Raw genomic sequence first — 17,722 nt, forward strand, 5'->3', positions numbered from 1 at the left:
CCCATGGCACACAGCACGGACATCGCCGTCGTCGGCCAGGCGCTGCGCCTGCCGGGCGCCCGCACGAGCGACGAGTTCTGGGCGAACCTCGCGGAAGGGCGCTCGCTGATCAGCGAGGTGCCCGAACAGCGCTGGCGCGCCGCCGACCACGCGGGCGACCCGCGCCGCGACGGCGACAAGACCAGCAGCGTCTGGGGCGGGTTCATCACCGACGCCGAGTGCTTCGACGCGGACTTCTTCCAGGTGTCGCCGCGCGAGGCCCGGCTGATGGACCCGCAGCAGCGGATGGCCCTGGAGCTGAGCTGGCACGCCGTCGAGGACGCCGGCTACCGCGCCGACCGGCTCGCCGGCTCGCGCACCGGCGTCTTCATGGGCGTGTGCCACTGGGACTACGCCGAGCTGATCGAGCAGGAGCTCGACACGATCGACGCCTACTACCCGACCGGCGCGGCCTACGCGGTGATCGCCAACCGCGTCTCGCACCACTTCGACTTCCGCGGCCCGAGCGTCGTCAACGACACGGCCTGCGCGAGTTCGCTGGTGTCGGTGCAGCAGGCGGTGCAGGCGCTGACGTCGGGCGACTGCGACCAGGCGCTCGCCGGCGGGGTCAACCTGATCTGGTCACCGCGGCACTTCATCGCGTTCAGCAAGGCGGGCATGCTCTCCCCGGCCGGCCGGGCCAAGGCGTTCGACGCCGGTGCGAACGGCTACGTGCGCGGCGAGGGCGGCGGCGTCCTGCTGCTGAAGCGTGCCGAGGACGCGCTGCGCGACGGCGACGCGGTGCACGCGATCATCAAGGGCGTCGGCACCAACCACGGCGGCCGCACCAGCTCGCTGACGGTGACCAACCCGGACGCGCAGGCCCAACTGATCGCCGACACCTACCGCCGCGCCGGGATCGAGCCGGCGTCGGTGAGCTACGTCGAGGCGCACGGCACGGGCACCCCCGTCGGTGACCCGATCGAGGTCCGCGGCCTGAAGAAAGCGTTTGCGGAACTGGGGGACACGAGCTCCGACCAGCACTGCGGCATCGGTTCGGTCAAGACGAACATCGGGCACCTCGAAGGCGCCGCGGGCGTCGCCGGGATCCTCAAGGTGATCGCCGCGATGCGGCACCGGGCCCTGCCCGCGACGGTCGGCTTCGAGCGCCTGAACCCCCTGATCACGCTGACGGGCAGCCCGTTCCACGTCGTCGACGAGCTGTCGGAGTGGACGACGCCCGACGGGTCGCCGTTGCGGGCGGGCGTCAGTTCGTTCGGCTTCGCCGGCACCAATGCGCACGCGCTGCTGGAGTCTCCGCCGCCTGTCGAGCCGGCCCCTCTGTCCGAAGAGGACGAATGGCTCCCGGTGTCGGCGATGGACGGCGAACGGCTGCGCGAGACGTGCGCCGGACTCGCGGCGTGGGCCCGGGCGCGGCTGGCGTCGGGTGACGTCACGTCGGTGGCCGACATCGCCCACACCCTCCGGCACGGCCGGGTGCCGATGCCCGCCCGGGTGGTGTTCCGCGCTCACGACCTCGAAACCTGGGCCGGGCAGCTGGAGAGCGTCGCGGCGGGGTCCGTGCCGGACGACTGCGTTCTCGGCGGCTCGGCCGCGGAGCTGACCGGTGGTCTCGACGAGTCCGACGTGACCGAGCTGGCGGCGGCTTGGCTCGCGCAGGGCCGGCTGGAGAAGTTCGCCCGCGCCTGGGCGCACGGCCTGCCGGTCGACTGGTCGGCGTGGCCCGCGACCGGCCGCCGGGTGCACCTGCCGGGGTACGCCTTCGCGCGCACGCCGTTCTGGTTCCGGCCCCTGGAGGCAGGCCACCCGTCGCTGGGCGGGGGCGTCGAGGAGGACGGCGGGTGGACCTACCCGCTGACGTTCCACGCCGGTCAGGACGTCATCCGCGACCACGTGGTCAACGGCGTTCCGGTGGTGCCGGGCGTGGCCGTCCTCGGGCTGGTGCTGGCGGCCTCGCCGGTCGAGGTCCCCAGCGTGCGCAACGTGGGCTGGATCCGTCCGCTGGCGGTGACGGGCGCACGCCTGGACGTCCGGCTGCGGCTGGTGCCTGCCGGCGACGGCTTCGACTTCGCGGTGCTCGACGAGGCCGGGGAGCGGTACGTCTCCGGCCGCCTCGTTCCGGGGACCCCCGGCGGCGCTCCGGCCGGTGACCTGGCCGCCCGGTTCCCCGCGGATCTGGACGTCGACCGCGGTTACGCGGCGTTGCGCGCGAGCGGCGTCGAGCACGGACCGGCGTTGCGCGGTCTCGAGTCGGTGTCCGGTGGTGCCGATGGCGTCCTGGCCCGGATCCGGGTGCCCGCCCAGGCGGCGCCGGGCTGGTTGCTGCACCCGGTGGTGCTGGACAGCGCCCTGCAGGCGGCCCTGGCCCTGGGGTCTCCGGACTGGCGCACCCCGGCGGCGGCGAGTGTGCCGTTCGCCCTGACGGAGCTGACCCTGCTCGGGCCGGTCGGTCGCACCACACAGGCGGTCCTGCGCGGCACGGAGTCCAAAGTGGACGTGGACGTGTACAACGAGGACGGCGTGCAGTGCGCCCGCTTGCGCGGATACACGCCCCGCCCACTGGCCGGCTCGACGGCCCCCGCGGTCGCTGATGCCGCCTCGGCCACCGAAGGCGACCTCATCGAAGTGCGACAGGTGTGGCAGCCCGCGCCGCCGGTCGAGACCGGCCGGACAGGTCCGCTCGTCGTGCTCGACGCGGTGCTCGCCGACAGCGGAGCCGCCGCGCGGCGACTGGACGCGGAGATCCTCCCGCTGGCCGGCAGCACCACGCGGAACCAGGCCGAGGCCGCGCAAGCGGTGTTCTACTCCTGCTATCAGCACCTCCGCGACCTCCTGGACAGGCCCGGCAGCGCCACCCGGACCGTGCTCGTCATCGCCCCCGGTGCGCCTGAGGACCCGGTGTACGCCCCGCTCGGCGCGGTCCTCAAGTCGGTGCACAAGGAGAACCCCGCCATTCGCGGCAAGCTCGTCCTCATCGACGGGCCCGCCGACGCCGCGCGGTTCGAGACGATCGTCCGCACCGAAGCCGCCACCCCCGACATCGAGGTCGCTTACGACCGGTCCGGCCGGCGGCTCGTGCGGGAGACCGTCGAACTGGCCGCCACCGCGGGTGAGTCGTTGCTGCGCGACCAAGGCGTCTACTGGATCACCGGCGGCGCGGGCGGCGTCGGGACACTGCTCGCCAAACACCTGCGCGAACGCTACAACGCGACCGTCGTACTCAGCGGCCGCCGCGCGCGGCCCGAACTGCCGGACTACCGGCAGGTCGACGTCACCGACGCCGCCGACGTACGCCGGGCCGCCGCGGCCATAGAGTCCGAACACGGCCGGATCGACGGCGTCTTCCACGCCGCCGGCGTCCTCGCCGACGGTTACCTCGTCGCCACGCCGCTCGAAGCCACCACGCCCGTGCTGGCGCCCAAGCTCGCCGGGACCGCGCACCTCGACGCCGTGTGCCGCGAGCACGGTGCCGGCTTCCTGGCCCTCTTCGGCTCGGTCGCCGGCGCCTTCGGCAGCGCGGCCCAGACGGCCTACGGCGCGGCGAACGCCTTCCTCGACGCCTTCGCCGCCCGAGCCGAGGACTACGCGGTCCGCGTCGTCGACTGGCCGCTGTGGGCCGAGGGCGGCATGAGCGTCGACAAAGCGACCGAGGCGTACCTGCGGAAGACGACCGGCACCGTCCCGCTGCCGACCGCGGCCGGGCTGGCCGCGCTGGACCGCGCGCTGCAGGTCGACGCCCCGCCGCAGCGCGCCGTCCTCTACGGCGACGCCGACAAGCTCCGCCGCTACGCGGGCCTGACCCGCGACGAGCGTCCGGCCTCCCGGAAGAAGACCACCGAAATCGACGACCGCACCCTGACCGCGAAGACCGAGGACCACCTCCGCCGGCTCTTCGCCGAGCTGACCGGGCAGGAACCGGACCACATCCGGGCCGATCAGAAGCTGGAGCGCTACGGCATCGACTCGCTCATCGTCGTCGACGTCACCAGCCGCCTGGAAGACGACTTCGGCTCGCTGCCCAAGACGCTCTTCTTCGAGTACGTCGACCTCCGCGGCGTCGCCGGCTACCTGATCGACGAGCACCGCGACCGCCTCCGGGAAATGTTCGGCACCCCGGAGACCGCGGAGCCGGAAACCCCGGCGGTCGTCGAGAAGCCCGAGCCACCGGCGCCCGCGCGCATCATCGAGCGACCCCGCGAGGACACCCACGACATCGCCGTGATCGGCATGGCCGGCCGCTACCCGGGCGCCGACACCCTGGCCGAGTTCTGGGACCTGCTCAGCGAAGGACGCCACAGCTTCGAGCCCGTCCCCGCCGACCGCTGGCGCCACCGCGACCTCTACTTCGACGAGCGCGACGTCCCCGGCAAGACCGTCGTCAAGGCCGGGACGTTCCTGCGCGACATCGACGCCTTCGACCCCCGCTACTTCTCGATCTCCCAGCGCCAGGCCGAACTGCTGTCCCCGGAAGTCCGGCTGCTGCTGCAGTCCGGCGTCACCGCGCTGGAGGACGCCGGCTACTCCCGCGAGACGATCCAGCGCCGCTACCAGGGTGACGTCGGCGTGCTCGTCGGCTCGATGAACAACAGCTACTCCCTCTACGGCTTCGAAAACATGCTCACCCGCGGTACCGCCACCAGCGGCAGCGAGCTCGGCGTCTTCGCCAACATGCTGTCCTACTTCTACGGCTTCACCGGCCCGTCGATGTTCCTGGACACCATGTGCGCGTCGTCGTCGACCTGCGTGCACCAGGCCGTGCGGATGCTGCGCGCGGGCGACTGCCGGATGGCCGTCGTCGGCGGCGTCAACCTGATGCTGCACCCCTACGACCTGATCGCGACGTCGCAGGCGCACTTCACCAGCAAGTCCGCCGACCTCCTGCGCAGCTACGGCATCGGCACCGACGGCACCGTCCTCGGCGAGGGCGTCGGCATGGTCGTGCTCAAGCCGCTGCCGGAGGCGGTCACCGACGGCGACCACGTCTACGGCGTCATCCGCGGCAGCGGCATGACCAACGCGGGCGTCCGCAACGGCTTCACCGTGCCCAGCCCCACCCAGCAGGGCCGCGCCATCGAGAAGGCCCTGGACGACGCGGGTGTCGACGCGCGCACGATCAGCTACCTCGAAGGCCACGGCTCGGCGACGTCGCTGGGCGACCCGATCGAGATCCGCGGCGCGACGAGCGCGTTCCGCCGCGACACCGCCGACCGCGGGTTCTGCGCGCTGGGCTCGGTCAAGTCGAACGTCGCGCACCTGCTGTCCGGCTCGGGGATCGCCGGCCTGACGAAGGTGCTGCTGCAGCTGAAGCACCGCACGATCGTCGAGTCGCTGCACTCCGGGACGCTCAGCCCGGCGATCGACTTCGACGACACGCCGTTCGTCGTCCAGCGCGAGCGCGCCGAGTGGTCGCGCCCGGTCCTGAACGGCCAGTCCGTGCCGCGCCGCGCGGGGGTCACGTCGATCGGCGCCGGCGGTGCGAACGTGCACCTCGTCGTCGAGGAACACGACGGCGTGGCCACCGTGGCGGACACGGGCCGGCCTCGGCTGCTCGTGTTCTCCGCGACCACCCCGCAGGCTCTGGGCCGGGTGCTCCGCGACGCGCACGCCTACGTCCGCGCCGAGCGCCCCGGCCTGGACGCGCTCGCGTTCACGCTGCAGACGGGCAAGAACGAGCTGCCGTGCCGCCTCGCGTTCGTCGCCGAGGACGCGGAGACCCGGCTCGCCGAACTGTCCGAAGTGGACTGGACCGGCACCGTGCCCGCCGGCCTCTGGTTCACCCCCAGCACGATGGCCGTGTCCGAGACCCCGGACCCGGACGTCGTGACGCGCGCCCTCGCCGACGCCGACCTGCCGGTGCTCGCCGCGGCCTGGGCCGCCGGCGCGGACGTCGACTGGGACGTCCTCTGGCCCGCGCGCCCGGCCAAGCTGTCGCTGCCCGGGTACCCGTTCGACAAGGTGCGCTGCTGGTACCCGGCCTTCGACGACGCGCCGAGCGTGCTGAACCCTCTCGCTTTCGCGCGGCGGGAGCACCCGTGGGTCGGGGTGAACCGGTCCGATCTGAGCGGCATCCGCTACCGGCTCGCGCTGCGCGGCGACGAACTCCTCGACTACACCTACTCGGTCCGGCGCGACCGCCGCTACGCCACCGTCGCGCTGCTGGACGGCGTGCTCGCCTTCGCCGAGGTGGCCGGTCTCGACGGCGAGTGGGCGATCCGGGACGCCCGCTGGGGCGAAGTGCCCGCGCCGTCGGCCGAGGAGCAGCTCGACTGGCGGCTGGGCGCCGGACACCGCGTGGAACTCCGCAGTTCGGCGGGCGCGTTGATGTTCAGCGCCGACCTCGTCCCCGCTGCCGAGGACGACGAATCCGCGGTGACCGCGACACTTTCGCTCGACCAGGACGGCTTCTACGCGCGGCTCGCCGAACTCGGCGTCGACCCTCGGCCGTACGCGAAGGCGGTCGAGGGCGTCGCCGAGATCGACGGCAAGCTCCTTGTCCGGGTCGCGGCGCCCGAGACCTGCCAGGACCCGGGGAAGCGGCGGGTCCGGATCCCGGCCTGGGTGTTCGCCGGGCTCGTCCAGGGTGTGCAGCACCTGTCCGCCGACGCCGACGTCACCATCCGGCGCCTCGGCTCGCTGACCGGCCGGGACCTCGACCGCACCCGCGCGGTGCTGCTGGAGCGCACCGGGGAGGCCGTCTTCGACGTCCGCCTGCTCGACGAGACCGGCCGCGGGCTGGGCCGCCTCACCGGCGCCGACTTCGGCACCGGCCCGGACGACGCCCCGGCCGCCGGGCAGCCGGGCCTGACCGGCACGGTCCGGGACACCGTCGCCGGGCTGCTCAAGGCGGACCCGGCCGAGATCGACCTCGACACGCACTTCCCGGCCTTCGGCTTCGAGTCGATCACGCTCGCCGCGCTGGCCACGGAGCTGGGCGGCCGGCTCGGGATCGACCTGCGCCCGTCGGTGTTCTTCGAGTTCCCCAACATCCGCGGCCTCGTCGAAGCGTTGGCAGAGCAGGTCGGGGAACCGGCGGAGTTCACGGCCGCCGCCCCCGCCACGACAACGGCGCCCGCGATTTTGCCGCTCGCCGCGCCCGTTCCCGCGGAGATCGCGGCACCCGCCGCCGCGCCCGCCCTGGCCACGCCTGCCCAGCCCGCCGCCCCCGCCGCACCCGGTTCGCCGCCCGCAGCCGCCCCCGCCGAGGCTGTCGCGATCATCGGCATCGCCGGCCGCTTCCCCGGCGCCGACGACCCCGACACCTTCTGGGACCGGCTGCGAGCCGGCACCGACCTGGTCTCGCGCTACCCGGGTGACCGCTTCGACAACCGCTACGCCGAGGTCGTCGCGGCCGCGGACTTCCCGAAGTTCGCCGGCCTCCTCGACGGCGTCGACCGGTTCGACGCGGACTTCTTCGCCGTCTCGCGGCTGGAAGCCGAGCTGATGGACCCGCAGCAGCGGCTGGCCTTGGAGACCGTCTGGACCGCTCTCGAAGACGGCGGCTACCCGCCGGTCCGGCTCCCCGGCAGCACCGGCGTCTTCCTCGGCGTCTCCGGCCACGACTACCACCACCTGCTCAACGCCGGCGGCGTCGCGCCCGAGGGCTACACCGCCACCGGCAACTCGCACGCCGTGCTCGCCAACCGCGTCTCGTTCCTGCTCGACGTCCACGGCCCGAGCGAGCCGATCGACACCGCCTGCTCCAGCTCGCTCGTCGCCGTGCACCGCGCGGTGGAGAACCTGCGGTCCGGGCGCTGCGAGATGGCCATCGCGGGTGGCGTGAACCTCCTGCTGAGCGTGGACACGTTCGCCGCCACGCAGACCGCCGGGATGCTCAGCCCCGACGGCCGCTGCAAGTCCTTCTCGGCCGATGCCGACGGCTACGTCCGTTCCGAAGGCGCCGCGGCGGTGTTGCTGAAGCCGCTGTCCGCCGCGCTCCGCGACGGCGACGTCGTCCACGGCGTGATCCTCGGCAGCGCGGAGAACCACGGCGGTCGCGCCGCGTCGCTCACCGCGCCGAACGCCGCCGCGCAGGCCGACGTCGTCCAGGCGGCCATGCGGGGCGTCGACCCGGACAGCGTCGGCTACGTCGAAGCGCACGGCACCGGCACCGCGCTGGGCGACCCCGTCGAGGTCGACGCGCTCGCCCGGGCCTACCGGAACCTCGGTGCGTCGCCCGGCCGGACCCGCGCACTGGGCTCGGTGAAGGCGAACATGGGCCACGCGGAGGCGGCGGCCGGCCTGGCGGGCCTGCTGAAGGTGCTGCAGCAGCTGCGGCACCGCGAACTGCTGCCGGTGCTGCACTGCGCCGAGCTGAACCCGCACCTCGCGCTCGACGGCTTCGAGGTGGTGCGCGAGCTGCGCCGCTGGGAGCCCGTCACCGACGCCGCCGGGCAGGAACTGCCGTTGCGCGCCGGGGTCAGCAGCTTCGGCTTCGGCGGCGTCAACGCGCACGTCGTCGTGGAAGCCCCGCCGGCGCGTCCCGAGCCGGCTCCGGCTGCCGGTCCGCAGGCGATCGTGGTGTCCGCCCGGGACGCCGACCGGCTGCGGGAGCGCGTGATCGCGTTGCGCGACTTCGTCGCCGGCCACGAGCCTTCCCTGGCGGACCTGGCCTTCACGCTGCAGGTGGGCCGGGAGGAGATGGAACACCGGCTGGGCTTCGCCGCCTCGAGCGTCGCAGACGTCGTCGCCGGGCTCGACGCCTTCCTCGCCGGACGTCCCGGGCCGCACACCGGCAGCCTGCGCCGGGCCCGCGGGGCCGCGGTGCGCCGCGACCGCACGCCGGACCCGGAGGTCACGGAAGCCGACCTCGACCGCGTCACGGCGTTGTGGTGCGCAGGCCGGACGGTCGTCTGGGAGGACCTGCACCCGGCCGGACGGCGGATCCTGCGGCTGCCCACCTACCCGTTCGCGCGTGAGCGCTACTGGGTGCCCGGTGCGCCGGAACAGCCCGGACCGCGCGCCGCTTTCGACGTCGACGCGCGCGCCGCGTTGCTGGAAGCCGTGCTGGCCGACCAGGAAAGCCCCGATGTGCTCGATGCCCCGCGTCTCGTGAAGGGAGCGACCTCATGACCCTGCGCGTGCCCACCTGGCGCCGCGAACCGGCCGGCCCGACCGCGCTGCCCGCCGGCGCACGACGGCTCGTCATGACGTGCGACCTGCCCGTTCGGCTTCCGGGTGTGTCGATCGCCGCCGTGGAGAGCGACGGCGACAGCCCGGCCGTCGCCTACGAGCGGGCCGCGATCCGGCTGTTCGGCGAGCTGAAACGGCTGCTGTCCACAGGGGACGGACGACCGTGCGTCGTCCAGGTCGCCTGCCGTGCGGGTTCGGTGTTCCCGGGCCTGATCGGCTTGCTGCGCACCGCCGTCCAGGAGGATCCGGCGCTGCGCGTGCAGCTGGCCGAGTTCACGGACGAGCCGCCGGACCTGAGCGCCTTGGCCGGTCCGGGGGACCACGTGCGGGTCACCTCCGAAGGGCGCTTCGTCGCGGACTGGGAGTCCGTCGCGCCGGGTGCCGGACGCGCCTGGAAGCCCGGCGGGGTCTACCTGATGACCGGCGGCGCGGGCGGAATCGGCCGGCTGCTCGCCGCGGACCTCCCGCCGGACGCCGTCCTGGTCCGATGTGGACGGTCGCCGGCCGGGCCGGGGGAGTACCGCAGCGTGGACGTCACGGACGCGGCCGCGGTGCGCGCGGTCGTCGAGGACGTCGTGCGGACGTACGGGCGGCTCGACGGCGTCGTGCACGCGGCGGGCGTCCTGCGTGACGGCTACCTGATCCAGGGCTCCTACCAGGACTTCCAGGCGGTGCTGGCGCCGAAGGTCGCGGGCCTGGTCGCCCTGGACGAGGCGACCCGCGACCTGCCGCTGGACTTCTTCGCGGCGTTCTCCGCGGCGGCCGGGACGCTCGGCAACGCCGGCCAGGCCGGCTACGCGGCGGCCAACGGCTTCCTCGACGCCTACCTGGCGCAGCGTGCCGGGTCCGGCGTCGGCGTGTCGCTGGGCTGGCCGCTGTGGCGCGACGGCGGAATGCGCGTGCCGGACGAGGAACTGCCCGAGCTGGCCGAGCGTTTCGGCCCGCCGCTGGAGACCGGGGCCGCGCTCACCGCGCTGCACGGAGCGCTCGCGCTCGGTGCCGCCCACGTCGTGATCACCGGGGAAGGGAACCACATGACCGGCCAGGACGACCTCCGAGCCCGCGTCCTCACGCGGCTGAAGGACCTGATCGCCGAGACGATGCGCCTCGACGCGACCCGCCTGGACGCCGAAGCGCCGCTGGACGGCTACGGCATCGACTCCCTCACGGTGACCCGCTTGAACCGCCGCTTCACCGAGTGGTTCGGCGCGCTGCCGAAGACGCTGCTGTACCAGTACCCGACCCTCGCGGCCCTGGCCGGCCACCTGGCGGAGCGCTACCAGGAGGGCTGCACCCGCTGGCTCGACGACGCCCCCGTGCCCGCTGCCCCGGCGAGCGAGACGGGCGCTCTGCCGCGGCTTGTCGTGAGTGGTAAGTCGGGTTCTAACCCTACTTATCACTCACGACCGGAGGCGGCGGGCGAACCCATCGCCATCATCGGGATCAGCGGCCGCTATCCCGACGCGCCCACCCTCGACGCCTTCTGGCAGAACCTCCGCGCGGGCCGCGACAGCGTCCGCGAGATCGACCGCTGGCCCCTCGACGGCTTCTTCGAGCCCGACCGGCAACGCGCCGTCGAAGAGGGCGCCAGCTACAGCAAGTGGGGCGGCTTCCTCGACGGCTTCGCCCGCTTCGACGCGGCCTTCTTCGGCATCGCCCCGCGCGACGCCGCCGACATCGATCCGCAGGAACGGCTCTTCCTCGAGACCGTCTGGTCCGCGCTCGAGGACGCCGGCTACACCCGGGAGCGGCTCGCCGGCCGGCACCAGGGCCGTGTCGGGGTCTTCGCCGGCGTCACCAAGACCGGCTTCGACCGCAACGACCCGCCGGCCGTGAGCGGGCCCCGCCGCGCGCCGCGGACGTCGTTCGCTTCGCTCGCCAACCGCGTCTCCTACCTGCTGGACCTGCGCGGCCCGAGCCTGCCCGTCGACACGATGTGCTCGGCCTCGCTGACCGCGATCCACCAGGCCTGCGAGCAGCTGCGCCACGGCGCGTGCGAGCTCGCCATCGCCGGCGGCGTGAACCTGTACCTGCACCCGTCGACCTACGTCGAGCTGTCCCGCGCGCGGATGCTCGCCGCCGACGGACGCTGCCGCAGCTTCGGCGACGGCGGTGAGGGCTTCGTCCCCGGCGAAGGCGTCGGCGCGGTGCTGCTCAAACCCCTCGCCGCGGCCGAAGCCGACGGTGACCCGATCCACGCCGTCATCGTCGGCTCGGCCGTCAACCACGGCGGCCGCACCAACGGCTACACCGTCCCCAACCCGCGCGCCCAGGCCGCCGTCGTCCGTGAAGCCCTCGACAACGCCGGGCTGACGCCGGCCGACGTCGGTTACGTCGAGGCCCACGGCACCGGCACCCGCCTCGGTGACCCCGTCGAGGTCGACGGCCTGACCGAGGCGTTCGCGGACACCCCGGCGGACTGCGCCCTCGGCTCGGTCAAGTCCAACATCGGCCACCTGGAGGCGGCGGCCGGCATCGCCGGGCTGACGAAGGTGGTGCTGCAGCTGGAACACGGCGAGCTGGCGCCCACCCTGCACGCCGAGCGGACCAACCCGGACATCGACTTCGCCGCGACGCCGTTCACGCTGGCCCGCGAGGGCGGCGCCTGGCTCTCCACCGGTCGCCGGGTCGCCGGGATCTCGTCGTTCGGCGCGGGTGGCGCGAACGCGCACGTGCTCGTCGCCGAGTACCCGCGCGCCGCGACGCCGACGCCGTTGCGCAACCCGGTGCTGCTCCCGCTGTCCGCGCGGACCGACGCCGACCTGCGCGCCCGCGCCGCCGACCTGGCGGCCTGGCTCGACGCGCAGGAGACGCCGGACCTCGCCGCCGTCGCGGCGACACTGCAGCACGGCCGCGAGGCCATGGACGAGCGCGTCTGCTTCGTCGCTCGAAGCGCGGGGGAGTGGCGCGAGCAGCTGGGCGCGTACCTGTCCGAGCTCGCGGACGGCCCGTGGTGGCGCGGGAAAGTCCAGGCGAGCAAGGAAACCCTGACCGCGCTGGCCGGCAAGCCCGAGGTGCGCGCGCTGGTCGAGCAGTGGGTCGCCGACGGCGCCTGGGGCGAGCTGGCCGCGTTCTGGACCAAGGGCACCCCCCTCGACTGGTCCGAAATGGACGGTGCCGCGGCCCGGGTGCACCTGCCCGGCTATCCGTTCGCCGGGCCGGAGTTCTGGTTCGAGCCCGCCGAGGTGGTGGCGACCCCGCGCGAGGAGCACGTCGACGCCGAGAGCGTCCTGCTGGCCGAACTCGCCGACATCCTGCAGATGCCGGCGGCCGACATCGAGCGGCACCGGCCGTTCGCCGACTACGGCCTCGACTCGATCCTCGGCGTCAGCCTCGTGCACCGGCTCAACGAGACCCTCGGCACCGACCTCGACACCACGGACCTCTTCGACCACGGCACGGCCGACCGCCTCGGCGCGTTCCTCGCCGGTGCCCGCCCCGTCGCGAAACCCGCCGCGGCGGCGGCGCGGGACGACGACGCGATCGCCATCGTCGGCATCGCCGCGCGCTACGGCGACGCGGAAACCCCCGAGGCGCTGTGGGACCACCTCACCGCGGGCACCGACCTCGTCGAGCCCGTCACGCGCTGGCCGCTCGCCGACGACGTCACCTGCCGCACCGGCAGCTTCCTGCGCGACATCGACCGCTTCGACCCGGCGTTCTTCGGCATCTCCGGCGTCGAGGCGACGGCGATGGACCCGCAGCAGCGGATCTTCCTCGAACAGTGCTGGAACGCCCTGGAGGACGCCGGTTACACGGGGGAGCGCCGGCTCGGCGGCCGCACCGGCGTGTACGTCGGGTGTTACGCCGGGGACTACGGCGAGCACCTCGATCAGACCGCCCCGGCGCAGGCGCTGTGGGGCACGATGGGCTCGGTCGTCGCGTCGCGGATCGCGTACCTGCTCGACTTCACCGGCCCGGCGCTCACCGTCGACACGTCGTGCTCCAGCTCGCTCGTCGCGCTGGACCTGGCCTGCCGCGACCTGAAGGCGGGCACGGCCGACGTCGCCATCGCCGGCGGCGTGTTCGTGCAGACGACGCCGCGGCTGTACGCCTCCGCGACGCGCGCCGGCATGCTGTCACCGTCGGGCCGCTGCCGCAGCTTCGACGCCGGTGCCGACGGGTTCGTCCCGGGTGAAGGCGCGGGCGCGCTGGTGCTCAAGCGGCTGGCCGACGCCGAGCGCGACGGCGACCACATCCACGCGCTCGTCCGCGCGTCGGGCGTCAACCAGGACGGCACGACCAACGGCATCACCGCCCCGAGCGCGGCGTCCCAGGAACGGCTGCTGCGCGAGGTCCACGCGGGCCTCGACGGCGTCCAGCTCGTCGAGGCGCACGGCACCGGCACCCAGCTGGGCGACCCGATCGAGTTCCGCGCGCTGTCCCGCGTGTTCGCCGACGCGCGTCCGGGCAGCATCGCGCTCGGCTCGATCAAGACGAACATCGGGCACACCCAGTTCGCCGCGGGCGTCGCGGGGGTGGTGAAGACGGTCCTTTCCCTGCGCCACCGCACGATCCCGGCGTCACTGCACTTCGACGCCGCCAACACGCGGATCCCCTTGGCGGGCAGCGCTTTCACGGTCCCGACCGCTACGACGTCGTGGCCCGCGCCCGCACACGGACCGCGACGCGCGGCCGTCAGCTCCTTCGGCGCGAGCGGCACCAACGCGCACGTCGTGCTGGAGGAGTACCCGCGCACACCCGTTGCCGACGTGCCGGGGGAGCAGGCCTTCCTGCTGTCCGCACGGTCGCCGGAGGCCCTCCGGACGGTGGCCGAACGGCTGGTCGCACACCTGGACCGCGAGCCGGGCGTCGCCGCGGCGGAGCTGGCGTACAGCCTCGCCGCCGGCCGCGCCGCCCTGCCGCACCGGCTCGCGGTCGTCGCCGACGGCACGGCTGAGCTTGCGGCCCGCCTGCGCGCCTGGCTGACCGGCACGGCCACCGACGCGCTCACGGGCGAGGTCCCCGCCGACGCGCAGGCGGACGCGGTGAGCCCGTCGACGGCCCGCGACCTGGCGGGAGCCTTCGTCCGCGGGGCGATCGCTGACGTCGCCGAGGCCTTCCCGATTGCCGCGCGTCACGTGGTCCCGGCACCGACGTACCCCTACGAGCGCCAGAGCTACTGGCCGGCAGCCGTGCCGTCCGAGGGTCGGCCACGACCCCCGGCGGACCTCGCGCCCTCGGCGTACCGGGTCCGGCTCACCGGCGAGGAGTTCTTCCTCGCCGACCACCACGTCAACGGCCAAGCCGTTCTCCCCGCTGTTCTCTCCCTCGAGTTCGCGCGGCGCGCCGTGACGCCGGGCGCCGCGTTCACCCCGGCCGGTCTGCGCGATCTCGTCTGGAGCGCACCCTTCCCCGTGGACGTCACCGGCGCCGATCTCACCGTCGAGCGTGACGGTGGCGCCTTCCGCATCCGGCGTGACGGCACCGACGTCCACGCCCAGGGCCGTTACACCGAGCCGGAACCCGCCGATACCGTGCCGCTCGACGCCGTTCGCGCGCGGTGCACCGCCCGGTCGCTCACCGCGGAGCAGTGCCGCGCCGCGCTCGACGCCGTCGGCATCCGCCACGGCGCCCGGCTGCGGGCCCTCGACGGGCTCGCCGTCGGCGACGGCGAAGTGCTGGCCAAGCTCGTTGTGCCCACCGCGGCTCGTGGCGCCGACCTGGCCGTGCACCCGGCCCTGCTCGACAGCGCGGTGCAGGCTGTCGTCGGCCTGTTCGGCGACCCGACCGGTGCGCTGGCCGAGCGCGACGGCCGGCCCGCGCTGCCGTTCGCGGTCGACGCCGTCGACATCCTCACACCCACCGCCGAGACGATGTGGGCCCACGTCCGGCGCGCCACCGACGGTGCCGAAGTGACCACAGTGGACATCGACGTCTGCGACGACGCCGGCCGCGTCGCGGTCCGCCTGCGTGGGCTCGCCTTCCGCCGCGTCGCCGAGACGTCGTCGCTGCGCACGGCGCTGCTCGCCCCGGTGTGGGACGCGGTCTCCGGTGCCGGAGAGCTCGCGGTCGGCTCCCGCCTGGTCCTCGCCGGGGGCGACGCGGCCGACCGGGACGCCTTCCTGGCCGCGTTCCCCGGCGCGACCCTGCTCGACGGAGACCTTCCCGCCGACGTCGACCACGTCTTCTGGCTGCCGTCCGGCGACGGCGTCCTGAGCGTCTTCCGGCTGGTCAAGGCCCTCCTCGAAGGAGGTGCGGACGGCCGTGAGATCGGCTTCACCGCGGTTACCCGGCAGGCGTGCCGGGTGCCGGGCGACCGGACCCTCGACGCCACGTACGCCGGCGTGCACGGCCTGCTCGGCTCCGTCGCGAAGGAGTACCCGCACTGGCAGGTGCGGATCGTCGACGTCGCCGCGGGCGAGCCGGTGCCGTGGGACGCGGTGGCGAACCCGCCCGCCGGCCCGCACGGCGTCGTCGTCGCCCGCCGGCACGGCGAGTGGTTCCGGCCGCGGCTGCTGGAAGTCGCCGACACGCCGTACGACACACCGCCGGCGCCCGGCGGGGTCGTCGTCGCCATCGGTGGTGCGGGCGGCATCGGCACCGTGTGGACCGAGCACCTGCTGCGCCGCCACGGCACCCAGGTCGTCTGGATCGGCCGCCGTCCGCTCGACGCCGGGATCGCCGCAAGCCAGGAGCGGCTCGCCGCGTTCGGCCCGAAGCCGGACTACGTGCGCGCCGACGCGTCCGATGTGGACGATCTGCGCCGGGCGTGCGCGCAGATCGTCGAGCGGCACGGGCCGGTGCACGGCGTGCTGCACACCGCGATCGTGCTGGGCGACCAGAGCGTCGCGCGGATGGACCAGGAGTGCTTCCGCACGACCTACGCGGCCAAGGCGGACATCGCCGTCAACCTGGCCGCGGTCTTCGCGGACCAGCCCCTGGAGTTCGTCGCGTTCTTCTCGTCGATGCAGGCGTTCTTCACCGCGCCCGGCCAGGCCAACTACGCGGCGGGCTGCGCCTTCGCCGACGCCTACGCCGACCAGCTCACCGAGCGGCTCGGCTGCCCGGTGAAGGTGATGAACTGGGGTTACTGGGGCGGCGTCGGCATCGTCGCCGAAGACGGCTACCGGCAGCGGATGGCGCGCCTCGGCCTCGGCTCGATCGAACCGGCGGAGGGCATGGCCGCGTTCGACCGCCTGCTGACGTCGCCGTTCGACCGGCTGGCGCTGCTGAAGGCCGCCGACGCCCGCAGCATCGCCGCGTTCTACGAGGACAGCGCGCTCACGGCGTTGCCGGGTGCTTCCGCCTCGCCGGTCGCCGATCTGCTCGCGGCGCGCCCCGACCGGAGCGCGGACATCGAGCGCGTGCGCGTCGCCGCCGACGGCCACGGGCGGTCCATGGAGGCCGCGCTCGTCCGGATCACCTGGGCGCTGCTGCGCGACCTGGGCCTGTTCGGCCGTCCGGGCACGGCCGCCGAGCTGCTCGCGGCCGGCGGGATCGAGCCGCGGTACTCGCGCTGGCTGTCGCACACCCTGGACGTCTTCGTCCGCACCGGCCTGCTGCGCTCGGCCGACGACCGCTACGAGGCCGTCTCCCCGTCCCCGGTCGATCTCGCCGAGGCGTGGCGCCGTTGGGACGCCGACCGGGCGCCGTGGCTGGCGAGCGAGGGCAAGCGTCCCCAGGCCGTGCTGGTCGACACGACCGTGCGCGCGCTGCCCGATATCCTGACCGGCCGCCGTCCCGCGACCGACGTCATGTTCCCGAAGTCCTCCCTCGAACTGGTCGAGGCCGTCTACCGGAACAACCCGGTGGCGGACTACTTCAACGACGTCCTCGCGGACACGCTGGTCGAGCACGTCCGCGCCCGCGTGGCGGCGGATCCCGCGGCGCGGCTGCGGATCCTGGAGATCGGCGCGGGCACGGGCGGCACGAGCGCGGTCCTGTTCCGGCGGCTGGCGCCGTGGCGGGACAACATCGAAACCTATTGCTACACCGACCTTTCCAAGGCGTTCCTGCTGCACGCGCGCCGGGCGTACGGGTCGATCGCGCCTTATCTCGACCCGCGGATCGTCGACATCGAGAAGCCCTTGGAAGAGGGGTTCGGCGACTTCGACGTCGCGGTCGCGACCAACGTGCTGCACGCGACGCGCAACATCCGCGCCACGCTGACGAACACGAAAGCGGCCCTGCGCGCGAACGGCGTCCTGCTGCTCAACGAACTGAGCGACAACGTGTTCTTCAGCCACCTCACGTTCGGCTTGCTGGACGGCTGGTGGCGCTACGACGACCCGGCGCTGCGCATCTCCGGCTCGCCCGGCCTGACCCCGCGCGACTGGTTGCGCGCTCTGGAGGAGACGGGCTTCCATCCGGCGTTCATCGCCGCGGAAGGCGCGGACGATCTCGGGCAGCAGGTGTTCGTGGCCGAGAGCGACGGCGTGGTCCGGCAGCCGGTCCCGGTTGGTGGGCCCGCTTTCTCGCAGATCGCCGACGAGCCGACGCCGGTCGCCGTCACGCCTGCTCCCGCTCCTGCCACGGCGAGCCCGGACCGGGAGACCGACCTGCTGGAGCGGGCGCGTGACCACTTCCGCGCGCTCGTCGCGGACGTGCTCCAGTTGCCGGTCGCCTCGGTGCGCGCCGACGTGACGTTCGA

The 17,722-nt window shown here is 73.9% G+C and carries 2 protein-coding genes (1 of these 2 cut by a window edge); both read left to right on the forward strand.

Features of this window, described 5'->3' with window-relative positions:
* Nucleotides 1–3: 3 nt before the first annotated feature.
* Entirely contained in the window at nt 4–9,069 is a 9,066-nt protein-coding gene (locus OHS18_RS46365) for an SDR family NAD(P)-dependent oxidoreductase (protein WP_328615079.1), read from the forward strand.
* Nucleotides 9,066–17,722, forward strand: partial view of an SDR family NAD(P)-dependent oxidoreductase gene (locus tag OHS18_RS46370; protein ID WP_328615080.1) — the 5' end (the start) only. The gene runs 13,801 nt beyond the window's last position; the window shows 8,657 of its 22,458 coding nt (coding positions 1–8,657); the start codon lies at nt 9,066–9,068; the stop codon falls past the right edge of the window. The genes OHS18_RS46365 and OHS18_RS46370 overlap by 4 nt, the downstream gene beginning before the upstream one ends.

Source organism: Amycolatopsis sp. NBC_00355 (genome assembly GCF_036104975.1).
Taxonomy (GTDB): Bacteria; Actinomycetota; Actinomycetes; order Mycobacteriales; family Pseudonocardiaceae; genus Amycolatopsis.